Genomic DNA, 21,304 nt, shown 5'->3' with positions numbered 1-21,304 from the left:
AACAATAGGTCAATGAAATTCCGCTTCGCCGTACCAGACCCTAGGCGGCGGCCTGCGCCGGTCGACGCTTCGCATCGAGTGCGTACCACACGGTGGCCAGCGCGGCGACGAGCAGCAACGGGAACGTCGCCTGATTGATCGTCGACCAGCCGAAGCGCGCGAGCAGTTGTCCGGCGAACAGACTGGCAAGCGCTGTCCCCGCAAAGGTGATGAACTCGTTGGCCGCCTGCGCACGCGCGCGCTCGGCCGGGCGATACGACATCGTGAGCAAGGTCGTGCCGCCCACGAACATGAAGTTCCAGCCCACGCCAAGAAAGGCCAGCGCGGCATAGAAGTACGCCAGACTCGTCGACATCAGCGCCAGCACGCCGCACAACGCCGACATTGCAATGCCCAGCAGCAACACCGGCACCACACCCCAACGCTTGACGAGATGTCCCGAGAAGAACGACGGCGCATACATCCCGACCAGATGCCATTCGATGATGTGCGCCCCATCGTCGATGCTGTGGCCGCACGCGACTGCCGCAATCGGTGTGGCCGTCATCACGAACATCATGACCATGAAGCCGATCAGATTGTTCGCCAGCGCTGCCACGTATATCGGCTGACGCATGATCTGGCCCAGCGGACGTGCGGGCAACTCGGCCGCGCTCCCCGTCGCACCCACCGCCGAATGCACCGGCAGATCGCGCAGAAAGCCTGCAAGCAAGATCAACGAGATGCCCGAGAGTATCGTGACGACGAGATACGACCCGGCGAACGTCACCGGCGCGAGCCAGTCCTTGCTCCCCGCCGCCAGGGCCGGGCCAACCACGGCAGCCAGCACGCCGCCCGTGAGCACGATGGAGATGGCGCGCGGCTTGTCTTCCACGGGCACCACGTCGGCCGCCGCCAGACGGTAGTACCGCGCGAATGCCTGGAACACCCCCACGCAGGCCGTGCCCGCACAGAACATCGCGAAGTGGCGCTCATAGATCGCCAGCACCGACACCAGACCGCCGACGGTGCCGAACAACGCGCCCAGCGCGAAGCCGATACGCTGGCCGAAGCGCTGGATCAACATCGACGCGAAGATCGTCGTAATGGCCGATGCCACCGTGATCAGCGAAAACGGCAACGTCGCATAGCCCTTGTCGGACGCCAGCATGTAGCCCACGAGCCCCGTGAGCGTCAGATCGACGGAGAGCGCCGCCGTGTAGAGCGCCTGGCACGCGGCGAGCACGGCGGCGTAGCGTCGGCCCAGCTGACGGCGTTGCCGCTGGGCAGGATCGGTGGGCGGCGCAGCGCGCCCGGCAACGGTATCGGTCATAAGCGGTTATCCAACAAGTCGGGAATCTTCAGGAATCCTTGAGAGCCCCCATCTTGCCGTCGGCGGGTTTGGCACGAATGCCAATCATGCATCAAAAAATGCCATGCGTGGCCAGCGTGGAACGGCCGAAGTTCTTCCCGCCCCGGGGAGGGAGCCACAATGCCCCGACACCCTGACGCACCGCTAAATCCTGCGGCCAGCCCGGCGACGGTGCGCGATGCACAACCGTGACCCATCGCCTGCGTCGCGCCAAATCGGTGCGCACCAACTCAGCGCACGTCGCACCATGGTGCCGCTCGCCCCCTCGGCTGAACGGACGATGCCCGCCGAAAGCGCACGCCGCCATCCGCCGTGTCGATGGCTCGGGAAGCCGGATCGCGCTCGGCGCCGAATGAAGTCCGGCCATTCCGTCGACCGTCGCAGGGGCGCCCGTCACACCGGCAAATCGGCGCGCTCCGACGCATTCCCCGTACGCTGGCACAGCCCTTGCGTATATCTCCCCGACACCGGATCTACCGGTCTAACCAGGAAAGGGGAAGACGTACCATGAAACGACGCACGCTACTCCAGATGGCGGCCCTGTCGGGCGCCGCATCACTTACCGGCATGGCGCCGAATCTGTTCGCGCAAAGCAAGCAGCCCATCAAGGTCGGTATCCTGCACTCGCTCTCGGGCACGATGGCCATTTCGGAGACGTCGCTCAAGGATGTCGCGCTCATGACCATCGCCGACATCAACGCCAAGGGCGGTGTCATGGGTCGCCCGCTCGAAGCTGTGGTGGTCGATCCGGCGTCGAACTGGCCGCTCTTCGCCGAGAAGGCGCGTCAGCTGCTCACCAAGGACAAAGTCGCCGCCGTGTTCGGCTGCTGGACCTCGGTGTCGCGCAAGTCGGTGCTGCCCGTCTTCGAAGAACTCAACGGTCTGCTGTACTACCCGGTGCAGTACGAAGGCGAAGAGATGTCGAAGAACGTCTTCTACACCGGCGCCGCGCCGAACCAGCAGGCCATTCCCGCCGTGGAATACCTGATGGGCAAGGAAGGCGGCAGCGCCAAGCGCTTCTTCCTGCTGGGTACCGACTACGTCTACCCGCGCACGACGAACAAGATCCTGCGCGCGTTCCTGCACTCGAAGGGCGTGGCCGACAAGGACATTCAGGAGGTCTACACGCCGTTCGGACACAGCGACTATCAGACCATCGTCGCCAACATCAAACAGTTCGCGCAAGGCGGCAAGACGACGGTCATCTCGACCATCAACGGCGACTCGAACGTGCCGTTCTACAAGGAACTCGGCAATCAGGGCCTGAAGGCGACCGACGTGCCGGTCGTGGCGTTCTCCGTGGGTGAGGAAGAACTGCGCGGCATCGACACGAAGCCGCTCGTGGGCCACCTCGCTGCGTGGAACTACTTCATGTCGGTCAAGAACCCGACCAACGATGCCTTCAAGAAGGAGTGGTTCACGTATGTGAAAGCCAAGGGGCTGCCCGGCGGCGACAAGCGCGTGACGAACGACCCGATGGAAGCAACATACGTCGGCATGCACATGTGGAAGCAGGCCGTGGAGAAGGCGGCGAGCACCGACGTGGACAAGGTGCGCACCGCGATGATCGGCCAGTCCTTCAAGTCGCCGGACGGCTTCGACATGGTCATGGACGGCAACCACCACCTGCACAAGCCGGTGATGATCGGCGAGATCCGTCCGGACGGCCAGTTCAACGTCGTGTGGAAGACGAAGGCACCGGTGCGCGCCCAACCGTGGAGCCCTTTCATCGCGGGTAACGAAGGCAAACCCGACAAGGTCTGATCTTCCTTCCATTCCCTGCGCCGGAGCCTCATCGAAAAGCTTCGGCGCATGCAGAGGTTTCACATGATAACGATAAGACGCTGGACCGCTGCCGCCCTTGTCCTGATGTCACTGGGCGCTGCGCTGACGATGTCCTCCCAGGCCGTTGCGGCCGCCTCCACCGGCTCCACCATCACCCAAGACGATTTGCACGCGCTCGCGGGCGACGACTTCGACGCCAAGGCGCAAGCCATCGACCACCTCGCCGCCGACGGCTCTGCGCAGGCCACCGCCCTGCTCAAGGCGCTTGCCGACGATACGGCCGTGACGGTGGGCGACAGCCTGGCGATTCAGAAAGACGACAAGTACCTCGACCCGATCACGGGCGCACCGGTCAAGGGCGACGACGCGGGATCGCTCACGCTCAACAATGTGCTGCGCGCGAAGGTGGCCACGGCCGCCGCTGCTGGCGCGCTGCTCTCGCCGGATCACGACGCGCGTGCGCACGCCATCGACACGATGCTGCAAAACCCGTCGCCGGCGTTCAAGACGCTCATCGAACAGGCGCGCCAGAAGGAGACGGATGCCGTGCTGCGCAAGCGTCTCGACCAGCTCTGGGCGCAGTCGGCGCTGCATGACGCCGATCCGAACAAGCGCAAGGAAGCCATCGATCTGATCGCGGCAGCAGGCGATCCGCAGATGCGCGACCTGCTGCTGCCCATCATCGCCAGGCAAGCCGACGGCACCTTCGCCGAGCCGGACGCCACGGTGCGCAGCGCCGCCGACATTGCGCTCACGCAACTCGCCGCAGCACAGCGTCGCAGCGAATTCTTCGGGACCGTGTTCGCCGGTCTGTCGCTCGGCAGCGTGCTGCTGCTCGCCGCGCTGGGGCTGGCGATCACTTACGGCCTGATCGGCGTGATCAACATGGCGCACGGCGAATTCCTGATGATCGGCGCGTACGCCACCTACGCCGTCCAGACCCTGTTCCAGCGATTCCTGCCGGGGGCGTTCGACTTTTATCTGGTCGCCGCCGTGCCGAGTGCGTTCGTCGTGGCCGCTGCCGTGGGGTTCGTGCTGGAGCGCACCGTGATCAAGCATCTGTACGGAAGACCCCTGGAGACGCTGCTCACGACCTTCGGTATCAGCCTGCTGCTGATTCAGGCGGTGCGCACGCTGTTCGGCGCGCAAAACGTCGAAGTCATCAACCCGTCGTGGATGAGCGGCGGCATCGCCGTGCTACCCAATCTGATGCTGCCCTACAACCGCATCGTGATTCTCGTATTCGCGCTGGTAGTCGTCGCACTCACCTGGTCGGTGCTCAATCTCACCCGTCTGGGCCTGTTCATTCGCGCCGTGACGCAGAACCGGTCGATGGCCGCATGCGTGGGTGTCAAGACGGGGCGCGTCGACAGCTATGCGTTCGCCTTTGGTGCAGGCATTGCCGGTCTCGGCGGCTGCGCACTCTCGCAGATCGGCAACGTCGGCCCTGACCTCGGGCAGAGCTACATCATCGACTCGTTCATGGCCGTGGTGCTCGGTGGCGTGGGTCAGCTCGCAGGGACCATCGTCGGTGCGTTCGGACTGGGCATCGCCAACAAGCTGCTCGAACCGGTATGGGGCGCCGTGCTCGCCAAGATCGCCGTGCTGATCCTGATCGTGCTGTTCATCCAGAAACGCCCGCAGGGCATGTTTGCGCTCAAAGGGCGCAGCGCGGAGGCCTGAATGCAGACGTCGAACTTTCTTCCCGAAGGCGTCACGCCAACGATGTCGCTCGATGTCCCGGCGCGCGCGCGCCTGTTGCCCAGGCATGTCGCGCCGGTGTTGCTCGCCTTCGTGCTCGCCGTGATGGTGATCGTGCCGGTATGTGCGCTGGTCCTGCCGGCCACGCACCCGTTGCATCTCTCGGCGTACGCCATGACGCTGGTGGGCAAGATCATGTGCTACGCCATCGCAGCGCTCGCGCTCGATCTGGTGTGGGGCTACTGCGGCATTCTGAGCCTCGGCCACGGCCTGTTCTTCGCGCTGGGCGGCTATGCCATGGGGATGTACCTCATGCGCGGCATCGGACGCGACGGCGTGTATCACAGCGACCTGCCGGACTTCATGGTGTTTCTCGACTGGAAGGCATTGCCCTGGTACTGGACCGGCACGGAACATTTCGCCTGGGCCATGTTTCTTGTCGTGGCGTTGCCCGGTGTGGTGGCGTGGCTCTTCGGCTATCTGGCCTTCCGCTCGCGCGTGAAGGGCGTGTATCTGTCGATCATCACGCAGGCGCTCACGTTCGCCGCCATGCTGCTGTTCTATCGCAACGAAACGGGCTTCGGCGGCAACAACGGCTTCACCGACTTCAAGCGCATTCTCGGCTACTCGATTACGTCGGCGAACACGCGCACCGTGCTGTTTCTGGTCACGTTCGCGGTGCTCATCGGTGCGTTCCTGTTGTGCCGCGCGCTGGTCGTCTCGAAGTTCGGTCGCGTCGTCACCGCCATTCGCGACGGCGAGTCGCGCGCCATGTTCCTCGGCTACCGACCGCTGAGCTACAAGCTTTTCGTGTGGACGCTGTCCGCCATGTTGTGCGGTGTCGCCGGGGCGCTGTACGTGCCGCAGGTCGGCATCATCAACCCGAGCGAGATGGCGCCGGTCAACTCCATCGAGATGGCGATCTGGGTGGCCATCGGCGGGCGTGGCTCGCTCGTGGGCGCGATTGCGGGGGCGTTCATCGTCAACGGTGCGAAGAGCTTCTTCACGGCGTATTTCGCCGAGTACTGGCTGTTCTTCCTTGGCGCGATGTTCGTGCTGGTGCCGCTGCTGTTGCCGCAAGGGGTGATCGGTCTGCTCACGCAATTCTCGCGCAAGCGCGCGCAGCACGCGCCGACCGAGGCCGTCGGCGACGTTCCTCATCACGCCTCCCCCGTTTCAACCGCTTCATCCGCTTCCGGAGACCGCGCATGAGACCCGATTACGACATCACCTGGCAGCAGGCCGATGCGCCGGAAGCCTCCGTCACCGTCAGCGGCGACGCCACCGGCATGTCACACCTCGTGGTGCCCGGCGAGATCGATACCTCGCACGGACTGATTCTCTATCTGGAGAACATCTGCGTCTCGTTCGACGGCTTTCGTGCCCTGAACGATCTTTCGCTGTCGATCAAGACCGACGAACTGCGCTGCATCATCGGCCCGAACGGCGCCGGCAAGACGACGATGATGGACGTGATTACCGGCAAGACGCGCGCCGATTCGGGCCGCGCCTTTCTCGGCCAGACGCTCGATCTGTCGCGTCTGGACGAACCGGCCATCGCGCAGGCCGGCGTGGGACGCAAGTTCCAGAAGCCGACCGTCTTCGAGCATCACAGCGTGTGGGAAAACCTCGAACTCGCGTGTGCGGGCGACAAGCGTTGGTTCCGTGCACTGTGGGCCATGCTCACGCCGACGATGCGCCGTCGCATCGAAGAGGTGCTCGCGCTCACGCATCTGGAGCATCAGGCCCACGTGCGCGCGGGTCAACTCTCGCACGGCCAGAAGCAGCGGCTGGAGATCGGTATGTTGCTCATGCAGCAGCCGCAATTGCTCCTGCTCGACGAACCCGCAGCCGGCATGACTGACGAGGAAACGGCGCAACTGGCCGAACTGCTCAATCGTCTGCGCGGACATTGCTCGATGATGGTGGTCGAGCACGACATGGCGTTCGTCGCCGCGCTCGCGGGCGATTCGGGAACGGTGACGGTCATGGCCGAAGGCCGGGTACTCGCCGAAGGCACGCTCGACGCGGTGCAACGCGACGAGCGGGTGATCGAATCGTATCTGGGACGCTGACCATGCTCGAAATTCACGCACTCAATCAGTACTACAGCGGCAGCCACATCCTGCGCAACGTCGAGTTCACAGTGCCCGATGCACAACTCACCGTGCTGCTCGGACGCAACGGCGTGGGCAAAACCACGCTGCTCAAATGCCTCATGGGCGTGGTGCCGGTGAAGTCGGGCAGCATCGCCTGGCGCGGCAAGACGATCACATCCGCGCCGTCGTATGCCCGCGTGTCGGGCGGTCTGGCGTATGTGCCGCAGGGGCGGGAAATTTTCCCGCGCCTCACCGTCGAGGAGAACCTTCTGATCGGTGCGGCGAGCCGTCCGTCGCGCGACGCCAAGCGCGGCGTGCCCGACGACATCTACGAACTGTTCCCCGTGCTGCGCGACATGAAGCAGCGTCGCGGCGGCGATCTGTCGGGTGGACAGCAACAGCAACTCGCCATCGGACGCGCGCTCATGAGCGAGCCGCAGCTGCTGATTCTCGATGAGCCGACCGAGGGTATTCAGCCATCGATTATCAAGGACATCGGGCGTACCTTACGACGTCTTGTCGACGAGCGCGGCATGACGGTGCTCCTCGTCGAGCAGTACTACGACTTCGCCCTGGAACTCGCCGATCACTATCGTGTGATGAGCCGCGGAGCCATCGTGGCCAGCGGTCTGGGCAAGGACATGGAGGCCGACGGGGTGCGGCATATGGTGGCGGTGTAAGGCATCGAACTTTCATGAACATCTCGCAAGTCCCCTCCGATACCGTGGCGGCCGGTGGCAGCGCCGCCGCAACGAACGCACCCACCGGCTGGCATGCCGAGTTGACGCTCGGCTTCGTACGCCAGGACGCGCGCACCGTGCTCGCCACGCGCCGCCACCAGGGACCGCTCGTCGTACAGAAGTCGCTGCACCCGGAAGGCCCCGGCATCTGCCATGCGGTGGTCGTGCATCCGCCGGGAGGGATCGCGGGCGGCGATGCGTTATCCATCGATATCGGCGTGGGCGAGAAGGCCCACGCGGTGCTGACGACGCCCGGCGCGACCAAGTGGTACAAGTCGCAGGGCCGCTTCGGCACGCAGGACATTACGCTCACGGTGCAAGCCGAGGCGAAGCTCGACTGGCTGCCGCTGGAGAACATCGTGTTCGACCATGCGGATGCGCGTCAGCGCATTACCGTGCGACTCGGTGAGAACGCCACCGCCATCGGCTGGGACGCCACGCTGCTCGGCCGTCAGGCAGCCGGTGAGCAGTGGACGCAGGGAAGCTGGCGCGCCAACTTCGAATTGCGCGACGCGCAGGACCAATTGCTGTGGGCCGAGCAAGCGGTGCTCGGTGCGGATGACGCGCAGCGCACCGGCGCGACCGGCCTCGCCGGCTTTCCGGTCTTCGCCACGTTGTGGGCCGTGGGCCCGGCGTGCACGCGCGAGTTGGCGGAGTCGCTGGCCGAGGGCCTGCCGTTTGACGACAAGCTTCGCGCGGGTATCACTTGCCTGCCGGGCAACGTGCTCGTGCTGCGTGTACTTAGTCACGACATGGAAACGGCGCGTGAGCTGCTGATCGCGCACTGGCTCAAGCTGCGCCCGCTGGTTCACGGCGCACCCGCGCAACCCCTGCGGATCTGGGCGACCTGAGAGGTGACCTGAGAGGCGACCCAAGAGATAACCTGAAACGCAACAAGAAGGCGGCCGTCGACCACCGTCCGCCTTCCTGCTTTCCACCTTCTGCTTCCACCTTCTGCTTCCACCCTCCTGCAAGATCGTCAGCGCACCGACCGGAATGCCTGTCGAAGATCCTTCGTCAGCGTATCGGGCTGCTCCCATGCGGCGAAGTGCCCACCCTTGTCCGCACGGCTGTAGTAGATGAGATTCGGAAACGCCCGCTTCGCCCAACTTTCCGGCACCTGATACAGCTCGTCCGGGAACGCGCTCACGGCGACGGGGATCGTGATGCCCTTCGGCGCGAAGAACGCAAACTTGTTCTCCCAGTACAGCCGCGCCGAGGACACCGCCGTATTCGTGAGCCAGTACAGCGTGATGTTGTCCAGCACGTCATCGCGCGTCAGTCCCTCGCGCTTGCCGTCGAACACGCGCGCGATCAGCGCGTAGCTTCGTGCGTCATGATCGAGCATCCATGCGGCCAGACCGATCGGGGAGTCTTCGATACCGTACAGCGTCTGCGGGCGCGCCGACATCTCCTGCGCGTATGCGAGCCCGTGCGAGTAGAAGACATCGAGTTGCTCGTAGGCGCGCTTTTCATCGGGCGTCAAATTCCCCGGCGCCGGCAAATGGGCATCGAGCGACTTCTGGATGTCGTCGGGGACCGCACCCGGCATGTTGGTATGGATAGCGAGTAACCCGGGCGACGCCTGCACGGCCATCTGCTCGGTCACCGCGTCTCCCCAGTCGCCGCCTTGCGCGACGTAATGCGTGTACCCCAGGCGTCGCATCAGTTCGGTCCAGGCCCGGGCGACATGTGCCGGATCCCAGCCGAGTTCGGTGGGCTTGCCCGAGAAGCCGTAACCGGGCAGTGACGGGATGACGATATCGAAAGCGTCTTGCGCGTCGCCGCCGTGTGCCGTCGGATTCGTGAGCGGATCGATGAGCTTCAGTTGCTCGATGACCGAACCAGGCCAGCCGTGCGTGACGATGACCGGCAAGGCGTGTTTGTGCTTCGAGCGCACATGAATGAAGTGAATGTCCACCCCGTCGATGTTCGTCACGTACTGCGGCAGCGCATTGAGCTTCGCTTCCACCCGGCGCCAGTCGTAATCGTTCGCCCAGTACTGGGCGAGGCGCTTCATCGTTTCGAGTTGCACGCCCTGGGAACCGTCGCTCACGAGTTCGCGATCGGGCCATTTCGTTGCAGCGATTCGCTGACGCAGGTCTTTCAGCGATGCCTCCGAGGCGCGAAAGCGGAATGGGCGAATCGAGGTATCGACGGCCTGCGTCGCCGAAGTGATCCCCACGATTGCCCCGGAGGTTGCCTCTGCCGACGCTCCCGAACCATTGACGGCCAGCTGTGCGGCATTGGCGCCCGCAGAAGTCAGGGCGCCGGCGCACAGGAATGCCGCCGATAGGGCGATCAGCCGTGCGCCATGCACGGAAAGAGAGAAATGAGTGGAACGAGTGGGACGAAGGGAGCGAGGGGCATGAAATGAATCAGGCGAACGCGAACGCTTGGCGGATGGCATGTCGGTGTCTCCGGGGGTCCGAGCGTCAGACGAGATTGAGTTCGACGTCGATGTTGTTGCGGGTGGCCTTCGAGTAGGGGCAGGTCTGATGCGCGGCCTCGACAAGCGAGCGTGCGACATCTTGCTCCAGCCCGGGCAGGCTGACGTTCAGGCGCGCCTGAAGGAAGTAGGCACCATCGGCGTTCGCGAGATCGACTTCGGCGTCAACGGCAGTGTCGGCGGGCAGCACGATCTTCAGCTTGGCGGCGGCCAACCCCATCGCCCCGATGAAGCAGGCGGACCAGCCGGCGGCGAACAGTTGCTCGGGGTTCGTACCCACACCCGGCGTGCCGGGGGCGGACAAACGGATGTCGAGTTTGCCGTCGGAGCTGCGCGCCGCGCCATCGCGCCCGCCGGTGGTGTGGGTCTTGCCGGTGTAGAGCACTTTGCCAGTCATGATGATTTCCTCTGAGGTTACGTGACTTCGTCACATTGATCGAATGCGATTACATCGCATGCGATGCATATTGCACGCTTCGATCGGCGAAGTCAATACCGCGCGATTAAATCGCATGCGAATCAATGCGAGCGGTATCGGCCTGACAGGCAGTCACGACGGCAGCGCCTAGGCGCGAGCCGGGTGGCCGATCCGCGCCTTGCGCACCATTGCGGTGATGCCGACGCGCCAGCCTTCGTCGCCCGCCGCCTTTGCGCACCCAATACGCACCAACATCGTGCATGCGCGTCTTGCCCACGACATCGCCCACGGCTGGGATTTCACTGCCTGGCGCGGCCGCCGGCCTTTTCCATCAGGCTGAGGCAGCGCTTGGCACGGTCTGGGCACGATTCCTGCTACCTCACTGTATCGACCGGTCAGACCAGATGATCCGGCCGCCGGAACACTCCCGTTGCCGGAACGCTTCGCCCCCGATTTACGAGGTTGTCGACATGCTGCCGTTCATCCGCTCCGCCGTCTCTCACGACACTATCGCTGCCACGCTCGGCGCGCGCGCCCGCGCCCGTCGTCTGTTCGCCACGCTCATGCTGAGCGTGAGCGCCGTTGCCGCCTTCGCGGTGGCCATGCCGCGCGCCGCCCATGCCGACGGTCTCGACGACATCGTCAAGCGCGGCACCCTGCGCGTGGCGGTGCCGCAGGACTTCCCGCCGTTCGGCTCCATCGGCCCGGACATGAAGCCGGCCGGCTACGACATCGACACCGCCGCGCTGCTGGCCAAGGGCATGGGTGTGAAGCTCGAACTCGTGCCGGTCACGAGCGCCAATCGCGTGCCGTATCTCACGACGAACAAGGCAGACCTTGTGATCTCCAGCCTCGGCAAGAACGCCGAGCGTGAAAAGGTCATCGACTTCTCCGACGCCTATGCACCGTTCTACAACGGCGTGTTCGGCCCCAAGGACATCGCCGTGTCGAAACCGGCCGACCTGTCGGGTAAAACCATCGGCGTGACGCGCGGCGCAGTGGAAGACCTCGAACTCTCGAAGGTCGCGCCGGCAGACGTCACGATCAAGCGTTTCGAAGACAACAACGGCACCATCTCGGCATTCCTCTCGGGCCAGGTGCAGCTCGTCGCCACGGGCAACGTCGTGGCCGCCGCAATCGTCGCCAAACATCCGCCGAAGCTGCCGGAGCCGAAGTTCCTCATCAAGAACTCGCCCTGCTTCGTCGGCCTGAACAAGAACGAGCCGCGACTGCTCGCGAAGGTCAACGAGATCATTGCGACCTCGAAAAAGGACGGCTCGCTGGGCAAGGTCTCGCAGAAGTGGCTCGGCATGCCGCTGCCGACCGATCTGTAATCGCGCGTCGTCGCCCCGACCGATGCGTCTGACACGCTGAGCGCCTCACTGCCCCCCCTCATGCACTACGTCCTCGACTTTGCCGATCTGCGGCAATACTTCATGCTGTTCGTGCGCGGCGCCGCGCTGACGATCGCGCTCACGGCCGTCTCCACGGTCATTGGCGTGATCATCGGCGCGCTGTGCGCCATCGCACGCGAGGAAGGCTCGAACGTGTCCAGGCTGTTTGCCGGCCTTTACGTCGAACTCATTCGCAATACGCCGTTCATCGTTCAGCTGTTTTTCATCTTCTTCGGCCTGCCCAGTCTCGGCATTCATATCGACGAGACGTCCGCCGCCGTGATTGCCATGAGTCTCAATCTCGGCGCCTATGCGACCGAGATCATTCGTGCGGGCATGCGCGCCGTGCCCCGTGGATTGTCGGAAGCGGGACTGTCGCTCGCCATGACGCGCGCGCAGATCCTGCGGCATGTGATCCTGCCGCAAGCGTTTGCCAAAGTGTTTCCGGCGCTCGCCAGTCAGATCGTGATCGTGATGCTCGGCTCGGCGGTCGTCTCGCAGATCTCCGTGCCGGATCTGTCGTATGCCGCGAACTTCGTGCAGTCGCGCACGTTCCGCGCCTTTGAGAGCTATCTGATCGTGACGGCGTTGTATCTCGTGCTCGCCATCGCGCTGCGTCGTGTCCTCATGCGTTGTGCGCGACGTCTGTTCCGAGGCATGATCAAGGTCGGAGGAGGCGCGCGATGATCGAATTCTCAATATGGGACATGCTGCGCGGGCTCGTGCTCGCGGGACGCTGGACGCTCGCGCTATCGGCCATCGCGTTCGTGTGCGGCGGGCTCGTCGCGCTCGTGCTGCTGGTGATTCGCGTCGGGCGCGTGCAATGGGCGGCGCGCGCCGTCGCGCTATACATCGAGGTGTTCCAGGGCACGCCGCTTCTCATGCAGTTGTTCCTGGTGTTCTTCGGCCTTCCGTTGCTGGGCTTCGAAGTGTCGCCGTGGGTGGCGGCCGCCGTCTGTCTTACGCTTTATACGAGCGCCTATCTCACGGAAATCTGGCGCGGCTGTGTCGACGCCATTCCGCACGGTCAGTGGGAGGCGTCGTCGAGTCTGGCCATGCGCTATGGCGAGCAACTGCGCCACGTCATCCTGCCGCAGGCCCTGCGCATCGCCATCGCGCCGACGGTCGGCTTCTCGGTGCAAGTGGTCAAAAGCACCGCGCTCGCGTCGATCATCGGCTTCGACGAACTCACCAAGACCGGCACCATGCTGACCAACGCCACGTTCCAGCCGTTCACGGTGTACGGCCTCGTCGCGCTGCTTTACTTCGCCGCCTGCTATCCATTGTCGTTGTGGGCGCGCCATCTCGAAAGGAAACTCCATGTCGCTAATTAAAGTCAGGGGCATGCAAAAGCGCTTCGGCGAAAACCCCGTGCTGCGAGGCATCGACATGGACGTCGAGCGCGGTCAGGTCGTATCGATCATCGGCAAGAGCGGTTCGGGCAAAAGCACGCTGCTTCGCACGCTCAACGGCCTGGAGCGTTTCGATGCGGGCAGCGTGGACGTCGATGGCGTACTCGTCGGCGCGCGCGACACCGATCTGCGGGCGCTGCGCCTGAAGGTCGGCATGGTGTTCCAGCAATACAACCTGTTTCCGCATCTGACGGCGGGCGAGAACGTGATGCTCGCGCAGAAGGTGGTCAAGAAGACCGCCGGCGCACAGGCACGCGACATCGCGCGCACGATGCTTGCGAAGGTCGGGCTGGCCGACAAGTTCGACAGCTATCCATCGCAACTCTCCGGGGGGCAGCAACAGCGTGTGGCGATTGCGCGCTCGCTGGCCATGCAGCCCGCCGTGCTGCTGTGCGACGAAATCACCTCGGCGCTCGATCCGGAATTGGTGGCGGAAGTGCTCAAGGTACTCGAAGACCTCGCAGCCGAAGGCATGACGCTGATTCTCGTCACGCACGAGATGCGCTTTGCTCGCCACGTGTCGGATCGCGTGGTGTTCATGCATCAGGGAAAGATATGGGAGTCCGGGGATCCGGAACAGCTCTTCACGCAACCGTCGACCCCCGAATTGCAGCGGTTCATCTGCCAATGAAAGATGACCGGGGCCGATGTTCGGCGCCGGTGTGTTTCACCCGTTGAAGTGACGTCGTTGGCTCGTCGTTTTTCGCACCATTCAGGTGCGTTTTGCGTCGTTTTCAGAAGCTTGTAGCGCGGCATTGGCGTCGTGCTTATGATGTGCGGCAGCAGCGTCACCCCATGAACCTTTGGCATTGAAATTCACCCGTCACGATGAAGCTCACTCCGCGCGAAAAAGACAAGTTGCTCATCTTCACTGCCGCCCTGCTCGCCGAACGGCGCCGTGCACGCGGACTGAAACTGAACTACCCGGAGGCGGTGGCGTTCATCAGCGCGGCCCTCATGGAAGCGGCGCGCGACGGACGCACCGTCGCCGACCTCATGCACTACGGCACGACGCTCCTCACCCGTGACGACGTCATGGAAGGCGTGCCGGAAATGATCCCGGACATTCAGGTGGAAGCGACCTTCCCGGACGGGACCAAGCTCGTTACCGTGCATCACCCGATTCCCTGAACGTAACGCCTGTGCAGGCGTTGCGAGCCGCATGGCCGGCGCGACGCCACGCATGACCCGACGAATCCAGACCTTAGCCACCGATTGAGGACGCCCCGATATGCCCCGCAACGACACCCTTCACGACACCAGTGAAATGACGCCCGTCCCTTCCTCCCTCACGCGCCGTCGCACGGCACGCATGGCGAGCGTGGCCACCGGCCTCGCACTACTCGCGAGCTCGGGCGTTGCGCTCGCGCACCCCGGCCATCCCGGGCACGACGCCGCCAGCAGCTTTGCCGCAGGTTTCCTGCATCCGCTCACGGGCGCCGACCATCTGTGCGCAATGGTCGTCGTGGGACTGTGGAGTTCGCTCACATCCAAACGCGTGTGGGCCGCGCCGCTCGCATTCGTGGCCATGCTCGCCGCCGGCGGCCTGCTCGGCATGGCGCACTGGTTCGCGCTGCCGGGCGTGGAGCCGATGATTGCCGTCTCGCTGCTCGTGCTCGGCCTGATGCTGGCCACGCGCACGCAACTGCCGAGCTGGGCGGGTGCGACGATAGTGGGCGCATTCGCCGTCTTCCACGGCTTTGCGCACGGTGCCGAGTTGCCCGACGAGGCAAGCGCCATGCACTACATGGCCGGCTTCCTGGTGGCGACCGGCATGCTGCACTGTATTGGCCTCGGCGCGGGGGTGGCCCTGCGTCACCGCACGATCTGGGTGCCGCGCGTGCTTGGCGCCGGTGTGCTGGCCTACGGCGCGACGTTGCTTGCCGCAGCAAGCTGATGTCGACACCCTCTTCCCGACCGCCCCTATCCCGGAGACACGCATGATTCCCGGAGAACTGCTGCCCGCCGATGGCGAGATCACGCTCAACGAAGGGCGCGCGACGCTCAGCGTGACGGTTGCGAATACCGGCGACCGTCCGATTCAGATCGGCTCGCATTTCCACTTCTATGAAGTCAACGATGCCCTGCAATTCGACCGGGAAGCCGCGCGCGGTTACCGTCTGAACATTGCGGCGGGGACCGCCGTACGCTTCGAGCCGGGGCAGCAGCGCACGGTGGAGCTGGTCGCGCTTGCGGGCGATCGCCGTGTTTATGGTTTCGCAGGTCGCGTCATGGGGGCGCTATGAAGATCTCTCGCCGCGCCTATGCGGAAATGTTCGGCCCGACGACGGGCGACCGGCTGCGTCTGGCCGACACGGAACTCATCATCGAGATCGAGCGCGATTACACGATCTACGGCGAGGAGGTGAAGTTCGGCGGCGGCAAGGTGATTCGCGACGGCATGGGACAGTCCCAACGCACGCGGGCCGACGTGGTCGACACCGTCATCACGAACGCCGTCATCATCGATCACTGGGGCATCGTCAAGGCGGATATCGGCCTGAAGGACGGGCGCATCTGGGCCATCGGCAAGGCCGGGAATCCGGACATCCAGCCCGGCGTGACGATTCCGCTGGGCGGTGCGACGGAGGTCATTGCGGGCGAAGGCATGATCGTGACCGCCGGCGGTATCGATTCGCACATCCATTTCATCTGTCCGCAGCAAATCGAAGAGGCGCTGTCGTCCGGCGTGACGACGTTGCTCGGCGGCGGCACGGGTCCGGCAACGGGCACCAATGCCACGACCTGCACGCCCGGGCCGTGGCATATGGAGCGCATGCTTCAGGCGGCCGACGGCTGGCCGATCAACCTCGGCTTCCTAGGCAAGGGCAACGTGAGTCAGCCCGCACCGCTCATGGAGCAGATCGAAGCCGGTGCCATCGGGCTGAAGCTGCACGAAGACTGGGGCTCGACACCCGCGGCCATCGATGCCTGCCTGTCCGTGGCCGACCTCACCGATACGCAGGTCGCGATTCACACGGACACGCTCAATGAAGGCGGCTTCGTCGAGGCAACGGTTGCCGCGATCAAGGGCCGCACGATTCACACGTATCACACCGAGGGCGCCGGTGGCGGCCACGCACCGGACATCCTCAAGGTGTGCGGTGAGGCGAACGTGTTGCCGTCGTCCACGAATCCTACGCGCCCCTACACCATCAACACGCTCGACGAACACCTCGACATGCTGATGGTCTGCCATCACCTCGACCCTGCGATTGCGGAAGACATCGCTTTCGCCGAATCGCGCATTCGTCGCGAGACGATTGCCGCCGAAGACATCCTGCATGACCTCGGCGCGCTGTCGATGATCTCGTCGGACTCGCAGGCGATGGGACGCGTTGGGGAAGTCGTCATGCGCACCTGGCAGACGGCGCACAAGATGAAGGTGCAACGCGGCGCGCTCGGCACCGATTCGTCGCAATCGGACAACTTCCGCGTCAAGCGTTACGTTGCGAAATACACCATCAACCCGGCGATCACTCACGGCATGGCCCATGAAATCGGGTCGGTCGAGGTGGGTAAGTGGGCGGATCTGGTGCTGTGGGAACCGGCCTTCTTCGGTGTGAAACCGTCGCTGATTCTCAAGGGCGGCATGATTACGTCGGCGCTGATGGGAGACCCCAATGCGTCGATCCCCACGCCGCAACCGGTGCACTACCGCGAGATGTTCGGCGCGCGGGCCGGCGCGCTCGCACGCACCTCGCTGACCTTCGTGTCGCAAGCGGCGTACGATGGCGACGTGGCGGGCCGTTTCGGTCTGTCCAAGCGCATCGTGCCGGTGCGCAATATCCGGCAGGTGACCAAAGCCAACATGATCAACAACGACTGGCTGCCGCAGATCAGCGTGGACCCCGAGACCTATCAGGTCATCGCCGACGGTCAACTGCTGACCTGCGAGCCGGCGACCGTGTTGCCGATGGCGCAACGCTATTTCCTTTTCTGACCTATGTCGCAAGATTCCGAATCGCCCGCCGCGGCCGATCCCTCATCGTCGTCGGCACTGCGTCGCGTCGAAAAACGCTTCGAAGCCGGACGCATCGCCGCATCGCTCGCGCGACGCGCCCCTGCGCTCGTCCTGCCGTTCGATGCACGTAGCAAGAGCCGCCTGCGGGCCACGCTGGACACCGGGGAGGAAGTTGCGCTGTTTCTGCCGCGCGGCACCGTGCTGCGCGGCGGCGATATGCTCGTTGCCGACGACGGCGGTTTCATTCGGGTGGAGGCTGCGCCGGAGACGGTGCTGCTCGTCACCGCGACCACGGCGCTCGCGCTCACCCGCGCGGCGTATCACCTCGGCAACCGTCATACGCCCGTCGAAGTCGGTGACGGTTATCTGAAGCTTGAGTACGACCCGGTGCTGCGCGACATGTTGCTGCGTCTGGACGTCGATGTGGCCGAGGCGTTGATGCCGTTCGAGCCGGAAGCCGGCGCCTATGGCGGTGGTCACAAGCATGGTCACGATGCGACGTTCGCCGAAGACTTCGCCCTCGCGCAGCAAGTGTTCCACGAGCACCACGGACATTCTCATGACCATGACCATGACCACGGCCATGATCACGGACACGTTCACGGCCCCGGATGCGGGCACGATCACGGACACTCGCACTCGCATTCGCACTCTCATTCGCACGGTCACGACTCGGGTCATGTGCACGGCCCGGCATGTGCGCATGGTCATGGGCACTCGCACGACCATGACGGTGGCCACGTGCATGGCGCCGACTGTGGGCACGATCATGTGGCCGACGCGAACGCCACCTCCCCGACGATGAGTCCGAGCGATGACGGCAAGTCTGGCCAGCCCGCTCACTGAGCCGGTCGCCGCGGCGTCGTTGCAGTCGCTCGCGGCGCTGCTGCATCTGGCTTCGCCAGCGCTGCCCATTGGCGCCTTCAGCTATTCGCAAGGGCTCGAAGCCGCGGTCGAACACGGCATCATCCACGACGCGCCCAGCGCCGAGCAATGGATCGCCAGTCAACTCGATGGCGTGTTTACGACGGGGGAGATGGCGTTGCTCGCGCGACAGTGGCGACATTGGCAGGCGCGAGACCTCGTGGCGCTCAGGCACGTGAATGACTGGCTGCTCGCCACGCGCGAGGCGTCCGAATTGCGCGCCGAGACCGAGCAGATGGGCTGGTCTCTCACGCAACTCGCCGTGTCGCTTGAATGGGGGGACGCCGAGCAGCGGGTGCATCTGGCGTCGATCAAGCCGATTGCGCTGCCCACGGCGTTTGCGTTCGCTGCGCTCGCGCATGGCGCGCCGCTGGCCGATACGCTCGTCGCCTACGCGTTCAGTTGGCTGGAGAATCAGGTGGCCGGCGCACTCAAGGCGGTGCCGCTTGGGCAGCTCGCGGCGCAGCGCGTGATCGTGGCGCTGCGGCCTCGCGTGGTCGACGCGGCGCATCGGGCGGCGTCGTTGCCGGACGACCGGATCAATACGTTTTCCCCGGCGCTTGCCATTCTGGCGTCGCGCCACGAGACACAATATTCACGGCTATTCCGTTCCTAGGACGCGGCGCACTGCGTCCTTTTTCATCGATATTTCACCGCCACCACGACATTCGCCATGACGACATCTGCCAACGCCCGTCGTACCAAGAAGAATCCGCCGCTGCGTGTCGGCATCGGAGGCCCGGTCGGCTCCGGCAAGACCACGTTGACCGAAATGCTGTGCAAGGCCATGCGTGAGCGCTACGACCTCGTGGTCATCACCAACGACATTTACACGAAGGAAGATCAGCGTCTGCTGACCGTGGCCGGTGCGCTGGAGCCCGAGCGCATCCTGGGCGTGGAGACCGGGGGTTGCCCGCACACCGCGATTCGCGAGGACGCTTCGATCAACCTCGAAGCCGTGGAGCGCATGCTGGATCGCTTTCCCGATGCGGACGTCGTTTTCATCGAGTCCGGCGGCGACAACCTGGCGGCGACCTTCAGTCCGGAGTTGTCGGACCTGACGATTTACGTGATCGACGTGGCCGGCGGCGAAAAGATTCCGCGCAAGGGTGGCCCGGGCATCACCAAGTCGGACCTGCTGGTGATCAACAAGACGGATCTCGCCCCGTACGTTGGCGCGTCGCTCGACATCATGCGCTCCGACACACAGAAGATGCGTGGCATGCGCCCGTTCGTGATGGGGAACATGAAAGAAGGCAAAGGCCTTCAGGAGATCATTCGCTTCATTGAAGCACGGGGGATGTTGGCGTGAGGTGATGCCAGGGCCGCCGGGATTACGTCATGCCATCAGGAATGTTCGCCGACGCACGTGGTGCACGGCCAGCACGGTGATATACGCCTCATCAACCATGTAGATGACCTGGTAGTTTTTGTGGACCGTGAGGTGTCGCGTTCCCGGGATGTCGCCTTCGCGACCGAATCCCGGGAACGTTTGCAACCGGTCGACAGACGTCTTGAACAACTGGTTCATGCGTTTCGCAGCCCCGATATCCTTTTCCGCAATATCTCTCAATATCCGTTTTCGTTCGCCTGTCGCTTCGACGGTCCACGGGATCCGTCGAAAGTGCATGACAAATGCCTCGCCTCATCGGAACAAGGCGTCGCACTCCGCTTCGGCGGCGTCTGCAGTAAGCACACGTCCGGCGGCGACATCTGCCAATCCACGCATCACTTTTGCGCGGACGATGCGCGCATCGTCAACATCCGGGTCGGCACCGGTATCGGCGGCGACGGCGGCGTCGACATGAATAAGGTGAACTTGCGTTGAAAGCGCCTCTGGTACCGGTTGACGGCGTATAGGCATTTCCGAGATCTGTGGGTCGACAATCTGCATTGTGATTCCTGGCTGGGTATTGGCGGGGGGCCACTCACACGAGTGTTGCCAAATTAGCTGTCAGGAATAAGGCCAGTCAACAGGGGCGGACGATAACTCGGACGATGCTCGGGAGAATCGCCAAATTAGGATTTCGCCCGTTCGAACGACAGACGTCTGACCGTCTCGATTCCGCTGTCGTTATCGCCGTCATTACCGCCGTCGTAATCTCTGCCGTTACCGCTGCGAGACGGAAAACCCATGTTCTCGCAACAGTTGCAGCACGCCGCGCGGGCCGCCGAGATGCAAGGTACCGACCGCGACGAAGACCGGCTTGCCCGGGTCCGCGAGGAACAGCATGCGCGCCAGAAAGCGGCGGTTGCGCGAATAAAGAATGCGCTCGTCGATGGCGTCCGCCAGCGCGACATTGCGTCGTACCTGCGCCGCCTTGGCCTGCGACCAGTCGAAGACCAGTTCCGCATCGCCCGCCCGCCACAACCGGTGCAACTCTTCGACCTGCGCCGTTGCCATTTTCGGTGTAAGCACCAACTCCTGCGCGAGCAACTCGTTTTGCTGCGGGCCCGTCAGTCCGGTGAATGCCTCCATCTGCTCGGCCAGCGATTCGAGACCGACGATGCGACCGCGATAGATGTTCTCCAGCTGGTTTTCCGTGCCGTACTCCGTTTGCAGGTCCGCGCCCATCGAATCCAGCGTCTCGACAAGCAGCGCCGCCAGCCAGGGCCGCATATGGCGAATCTCGGCGAGCATCGCCGGATTGCCCTTGAGACGATCGCGCAACGTGCGCCACATCGGCGCCGGAATCAGTCTCGGCAAACAGGCTCGAGGACACATGCCGTACTTCTGCACGTCGTCCTGCGACATGGTGAGATCGTCGGGCGAGAGCTCGAACGCCACCACGTTCGATACGCGCAGCGCATCGACCACGACTTTGCGGAACGGATAATCGTCAGGCTTGCCGACATGCAGCGTGCCCATCACGTAGATGGTCATGTCGCCCTTGCGGGCTTCATAGAACGGGAGATTGGCGCCCGGCGGCGGCTCGCCGGGCTCCGGCACCACCAGCGGAAAGGCTCGCGGCGCCACCGCGCGCGGAACGGCAGTCGACGCCGCGTCCAGCGTGATAGCAAGCGTCATCAGCAGGCAACCCAGCAGCCAGCCGGTCCATGCAACGCC

23 protein-coding genes are annotated in these 21,304 nt (G+C 64.1%); 17 read left to right on the top strand and 6 right to left on the bottom strand.

Annotated elements, in window-relative coordinates; translation table 11 throughout:
• Positions 1 to 40: 40 nt before the first annotated feature.
• Entirely contained in the window at positions 41 to 1,312 is a 1,272-nt protein-coding gene (locus tag PCA31118_RS07250) for an MFS transporter (RefSeq protein WP_150624378.1), read from the bottom strand.
• Positions 1,313 to 1,918: 606 nt separating this feature from the next.
• Here PCA31118_RS07250 and urtA point away from each other — a divergent pair.
• The 6 genes from urtA (at position 1,919) to PCA31118_RS07220 (ending at position 8,527) form a co-directional block, all read left to right on the top strand.
• Complete coding sequence (gene urtA, locus PCA31118_RS07245; RefSeq protein ID WP_418303932.1) at positions 1,919 to 3,115, top strand: urea ABC transporter substrate-binding protein; 1,197 nt, start codon at positions 1,919 to 1,921, stop codon at positions 3,113 to 3,115.
• Between the two features lie 63 nt (positions 3,116 to 3,178).
• On the top strand, positions 3,179 to 4,819 hold the full coding sequence (gene urtB, locus PCA31118_RS07240; RefSeq protein WP_150624376.1) for an urea ABC transporter permease subunit UrtB: 1,641 nt from the start codon (positions 3,179 to 3,181) through the stop codon (positions 4,817 to 4,819).
• Positions 4,820 to 6,049: an urea ABC transporter permease subunit UrtC gene (urtC, locus tag PCA31118_RS07235; RefSeq protein ID WP_150624374.1), complete on the top strand. Its 1,230-nt coding sequence runs from the start codon at positions 4,820 to 4,822 to the stop codon at positions 6,047 to 6,049.
• Positions 6,046 to 6,912, top strand: coding sequence for an urea ABC transporter ATP-binding protein UrtD (gene urtD / locus PCA31118_RS07230; protein WP_150624372.1), 867 nt, complete (start codon positions 6,046 to 6,048; stop codon positions 6,910 to 6,912). Before urtC ends, urtD begins: the two co-directional genes overlap by 4 nt.
• 2 nt (positions 6,913 to 6,914) lie before the next feature.
• Positions 6,915 to 7,616: an urea ABC transporter ATP-binding subunit UrtE gene (gene urtE / locus PCA31118_RS07225; RefSeq protein ID WP_150624370.1), complete on the top strand. Its 702-nt coding sequence runs from the start codon at positions 6,915 to 6,917 to the stop codon at positions 7,614 to 7,616.
• Positions 7,617 to 7,630: 14 nt separating this feature from the next.
• Positions 7,631 to 8,527, top strand: coding sequence for an urease accessory protein UreD (locus tag PCA31118_RS07220; protein WP_150624368.1), 897 nt, complete (start codon positions 7,631 to 7,633; stop codon positions 8,525 to 8,527).
• Between the two features lie 128 nt (positions 8,528 to 8,655).
• Here the strand turns inward: PCA31118_RS07220 and PCA31118_RS07215 are convergent, their stop codons facing one another.
• On the bottom strand, positions 8,656 to 9,861 hold the full coding sequence (locus PCA31118_RS07215) for an epoxide hydrolase family protein (RefSeq protein ID WP_425495328.1): 1,206 nt from the start codon (positions 9,859 to 9,861) through the stop codon (positions 8,656 to 8,658).
• Between the two features lie 250 nt (positions 9,862 to 10,111).
• Complete coding sequence (locus tag PCA31118_RS07210; protein ID WP_150624364.1) at positions 10,112 to 10,522, bottom strand: organic hydroperoxide resistance protein; 411 nt, start codon at positions 10,520 to 10,522, stop codon at positions 10,112 to 10,114.
• Positions 10,523 to 11,106: 584 nt separating this feature from the next.
• Between PCA31118_RS07210 and PCA31118_RS07205 the strand changes: the two genes are divergently transcribed.
• From PCA31118_RS07205 to ureG, 11 genes are all read left to right on the top strand, one after another.
• The gene (locus PCA31118_RS07205) at positions 11,107 to 11,877 is read left to right on the top strand and encodes a transporter substrate-binding domain-containing protein (RefSeq protein ID WP_150625164.1); all 771 of its coding nucleotides are present in this window, start codon (positions 11,107 to 11,109) and stop codon (positions 11,875 to 11,877) included.
• Positions 11,878 to 11,937: 60 nt separating this feature from the next.
• Positions 11,938 to 12,624, top strand: coding sequence for an amino acid ABC transporter permease (locus tag PCA31118_RS07200; RefSeq protein WP_150624362.1), 687 nt, complete (start codon positions 11,938 to 11,940; stop codon positions 12,622 to 12,624).
• Positions 12,621 to 13,271 (top strand): amino acid ABC transporter permease, encoded by a 651-nt coding sequence (locus tag PCA31118_RS07195; RefSeq protein ID WP_150624360.1) that lies wholly within the window; start codon positions 12,621 to 12,623, stop codon positions 13,269 to 13,271. Before PCA31118_RS07200 ends, PCA31118_RS07195 begins: the two co-directional genes overlap by 4 nt.
• Positions 13,258 to 13,980 carry an amino acid ABC transporter ATP-binding protein gene (locus PCA31118_RS07190; protein WP_150624358.1) on the top strand — a complete coding sequence of 241 codons (723 nt, stop codon included), beginning with the start codon at positions 13,258 to 13,260 and terminating at the stop codon, positions 13,978 to 13,980. Before PCA31118_RS07195 ends, PCA31118_RS07190 begins: the two co-directional genes overlap by 14 nt.
• A 197-nt stretch (positions 13,981 to 14,177) precedes the next feature.
• A complete protein-coding gene (locus PCA31118_RS07185) occupies positions 14,178 to 14,480 on the top strand; it encodes an urease subunit gamma (protein ID WP_039407388.1) in 303 nt (100 codons plus the stop codon).
• A 181-nt stretch (positions 14,481 to 14,661) separates the two neighbouring features.
• The gene (locus PCA31118_RS07180; RefSeq protein WP_150625163.1) at positions 14,662 to 15,246 is read left to right on the top strand and encodes a HupE/UreJ family protein; all 585 of its coding nucleotides are present in this window, start codon (positions 14,662 to 14,664) and stop codon (positions 15,244 to 15,246) included.
• Between the two features lie 43 nt (positions 15,247 to 15,289).
• Positions 15,290 to 15,595 carry an urease subunit beta gene (locus tag PCA31118_RS07175; RefSeq protein ID WP_044453428.1) on the top strand — a complete coding sequence of 102 codons (306 nt, stop codon included), beginning with the start codon at positions 15,290 to 15,292 and terminating at the stop codon, positions 15,593 to 15,595.
• On the top strand, positions 15,592 to 17,292 hold the full coding sequence (gene ureC / locus PCA31118_RS07170) for an urease subunit alpha (RefSeq protein WP_150624356.1): 1,701 nt from the start codon (positions 15,592 to 15,594) through the stop codon (positions 17,290 to 17,292). The genes PCA31118_RS07175 and ureC overlap by 4 nt, the downstream gene beginning before the upstream one ends.
• A gap of 57 nt (positions 17,293 to 17,349) precedes the next feature.
• Positions 17,350 to 18,159, top strand: coding sequence for an urease accessory protein UreE (gene ureE / locus PCA31118_RS07165; RefSeq protein WP_150625162.1), 810 nt, complete (start codon positions 17,350 to 17,352; stop codon positions 18,157 to 18,159).
• Positions 18,128 to 18,853, top strand: a complete 726-nt coding sequence (locus tag PCA31118_RS07160; RefSeq protein ID WP_150624354.1) for an urease accessory protein UreF — start codon at positions 18,128 to 18,130, stop codon at positions 18,851 to 18,853. The genes ureE and PCA31118_RS07160 overlap by 32 nt, the downstream gene beginning before the upstream one ends.
• A 57-nt stretch (positions 18,854 to 18,910) precedes the next feature.
• On the top strand, positions 18,911 to 19,549 hold the full coding sequence (gene ureG / locus PCA31118_RS07155) for an urease accessory protein UreG (RefSeq protein WP_044453422.1): 639 nt from the start codon (positions 18,911 to 18,913) through the stop codon (positions 19,547 to 19,549).
• A gap of 27 nt (positions 19,550 to 19,576) precedes the next feature.
• On the opposite strand, the gene PCA31118_RS27615 is transcribed toward ureG, so the two are convergent.
• The 3 genes from PCA31118_RS27615 to PCA31118_RS07140 all read right to left on the bottom strand — a co-directional run bounded on the left by PCA31118_RS27615 (position 19,577) and on the right by PCA31118_RS07140 (position 21,265).
• Entirely contained in the window at positions 19,577 to 19,867 is a 291-nt protein-coding gene (locus PCA31118_RS27615; protein WP_150624352.1) for a type II toxin-antitoxin system RelE/ParE family toxin, read from the bottom strand.
• Between the two features lie 15 nt (positions 19,868 to 19,882).
• A complete protein-coding gene (locus PCA31118_RS27610; protein WP_150624350.1) occupies positions 19,883 to 20,131 on the bottom strand; it encodes a hypothetical protein in 249 nt (82 codons plus the stop codon).
• Between the two features lie 216 nt (positions 20,132 to 20,347).
• Entirely contained in the window at positions 20,348 to 21,265 is a 918-nt protein-coding gene (locus PCA31118_RS07140) for a TraB/GumN family protein (RefSeq protein WP_150624347.1), read from the bottom strand.
• Positions 21,266 to 21,304: the final 39 nt, after the last annotated feature.

It is taken from the genome of Pandoraea captiosa (assembly GCF_902459775.1).
GTDB classification, from domain to species: domain Bacteria; phylum Pseudomonadota; class Gammaproteobacteria; order Burkholderiales; family Burkholderiaceae; genus Pandoraea; species Pandoraea captiosa.
Note: the sequence above shows the minus strand (reverse complement) of the source record. Positions and strands in the feature narration are given on the sequence as shown.

Excerpts from the sequence above, each read along its gene's own strand:
- PCA31118_RS07250 (WP_150624378.1), bottom strand. The coding sequence starts at position 1,312 with ATGACCGATACCGTTGCCGGGCGCGCTGCGCCGCCCACCGATCCTGCC.
- PCA31118_RS07160 (WP_150624354.1), top strand. The coding sequence starts at position 18,128 with ATGACGGCAAGTCTGGCCAGCCCGCTCACTGAGCCGGTCGCCGCGGCG.
- PCA31118_RS07220 (WP_150624368.1), top strand. The coding sequence starts at position 7,631 with ATGAACATCTCGCAAGTCCCCTCCGATACCGTGGCGGCCGGTGGCAGC.
- urtE (WP_150624370.1), top strand. The coding sequence starts at position 6,915 with ATGCTCGAAATTCACGCACTCAATCAGTACTACAGCGGCAGCCACATC.
- PCA31118_RS07190 (WP_150624358.1), top strand. The coding sequence starts at position 13,258 with ATGTCGCTAATTAAAGTCAGGGGCATGCAAAAGCGCTTCGGCGAAAAC.
- ureC (WP_150624356.1), top strand. The coding sequence starts at position 15,592 with ATGAAGATCTCTCGCCGCGCCTATGCGGAAATGTTCGGCCCGACGACG.
- PCA31118_RS07210 (WP_150624364.1), bottom strand. The coding sequence starts at position 10,522 with ATGACTGGCAAAGTGCTCTACACCGGCAAGACCCACACCACCGGCGGG.
- PCA31118_RS07185 (WP_039407388.1), top strand. The coding sequence starts at position 14,178 with ATGAAGCTCACTCCGCGCGAAAAAGACAAGTTGCTCATCTTCACTGCC.
- urtC (WP_150624374.1), top strand. The coding sequence starts at position 4,820 with ATGCAGACGTCGAACTTTCTTCCCGAAGGCGTCACGCCAACGATGTCG.
- urtA (WP_418303932.1), top strand. The coding sequence starts at position 1,919 with ATGGCGCCGAATCTGTTCGCGCAAAGCAAGCAGCCCATCAAGGTCGGT.
- PCA31118_RS07200 (WP_150624362.1), top strand. The coding sequence starts at position 11,938 with ATGCACTACGTCCTCGACTTTGCCGATCTGCGGCAATACTTCATGCTG.
- urtD (WP_150624372.1), top strand. The coding sequence starts at position 6,046 with ATGAGACCCGATTACGACATCACCTGGCAGCAGGCCGATGCGCCGGAA.
- urtB (WP_150624376.1), top strand. The coding sequence starts at position 3,179 with ATGATAACGATAAGACGCTGGACCGCTGCCGCCCTTGTCCTGATGTCA.
- PCA31118_RS07195 (WP_150624360.1), top strand. The coding sequence starts at position 12,621 with ATGATCGAATTCTCAATATGGGACATGCTGCGCGGGCTCGTGCTCGCG.
- PCA31118_RS07205 (WP_150625164.1), top strand. The coding sequence starts at position 11,107 with ATGCTGAGCGTGAGCGCCGTTGCCGCCTTCGCGGTGGCCATGCCGCGC.
- ureG (WP_044453422.1), top strand. The coding sequence starts at position 18,911 with ATGACGACATCTGCCAACGCCCGTCGTACCAAGAAGAATCCGCCGCTG.
- PCA31118_RS27615 (WP_150624352.1), bottom strand. The coding sequence starts at position 19,867 with ATGCACTTTCGACGGATCCCGTGGACCGTCGAAGCGACAGGCGAACGA.
- PCA31118_RS07180 (WP_150625163.1), top strand. The coding sequence starts at position 14,662 with ATGGCGAGCGTGGCCACCGGCCTCGCACTACTCGCGAGCTCGGGCGTT.
- PCA31118_RS07140 (WP_150624347.1), bottom strand. The coding sequence starts at position 21,265 with ATGACGCTTGCTATCACGCTGGACGCGGCGTCGACTGCCGTTCCGCGC.
- PCA31118_RS27610 (WP_150624350.1), bottom strand. The coding sequence starts at position 20,131 with ATGCAGATTGTCGACCCACAGATCTCGGAAATGCCTATACGCCGTCAA.
- PCA31118_RS07175 (WP_044453428.1), top strand. The coding sequence starts at position 15,290 with ATGATTCCCGGAGAACTGCTGCCCGCCGATGGCGAGATCACGCTCAAC.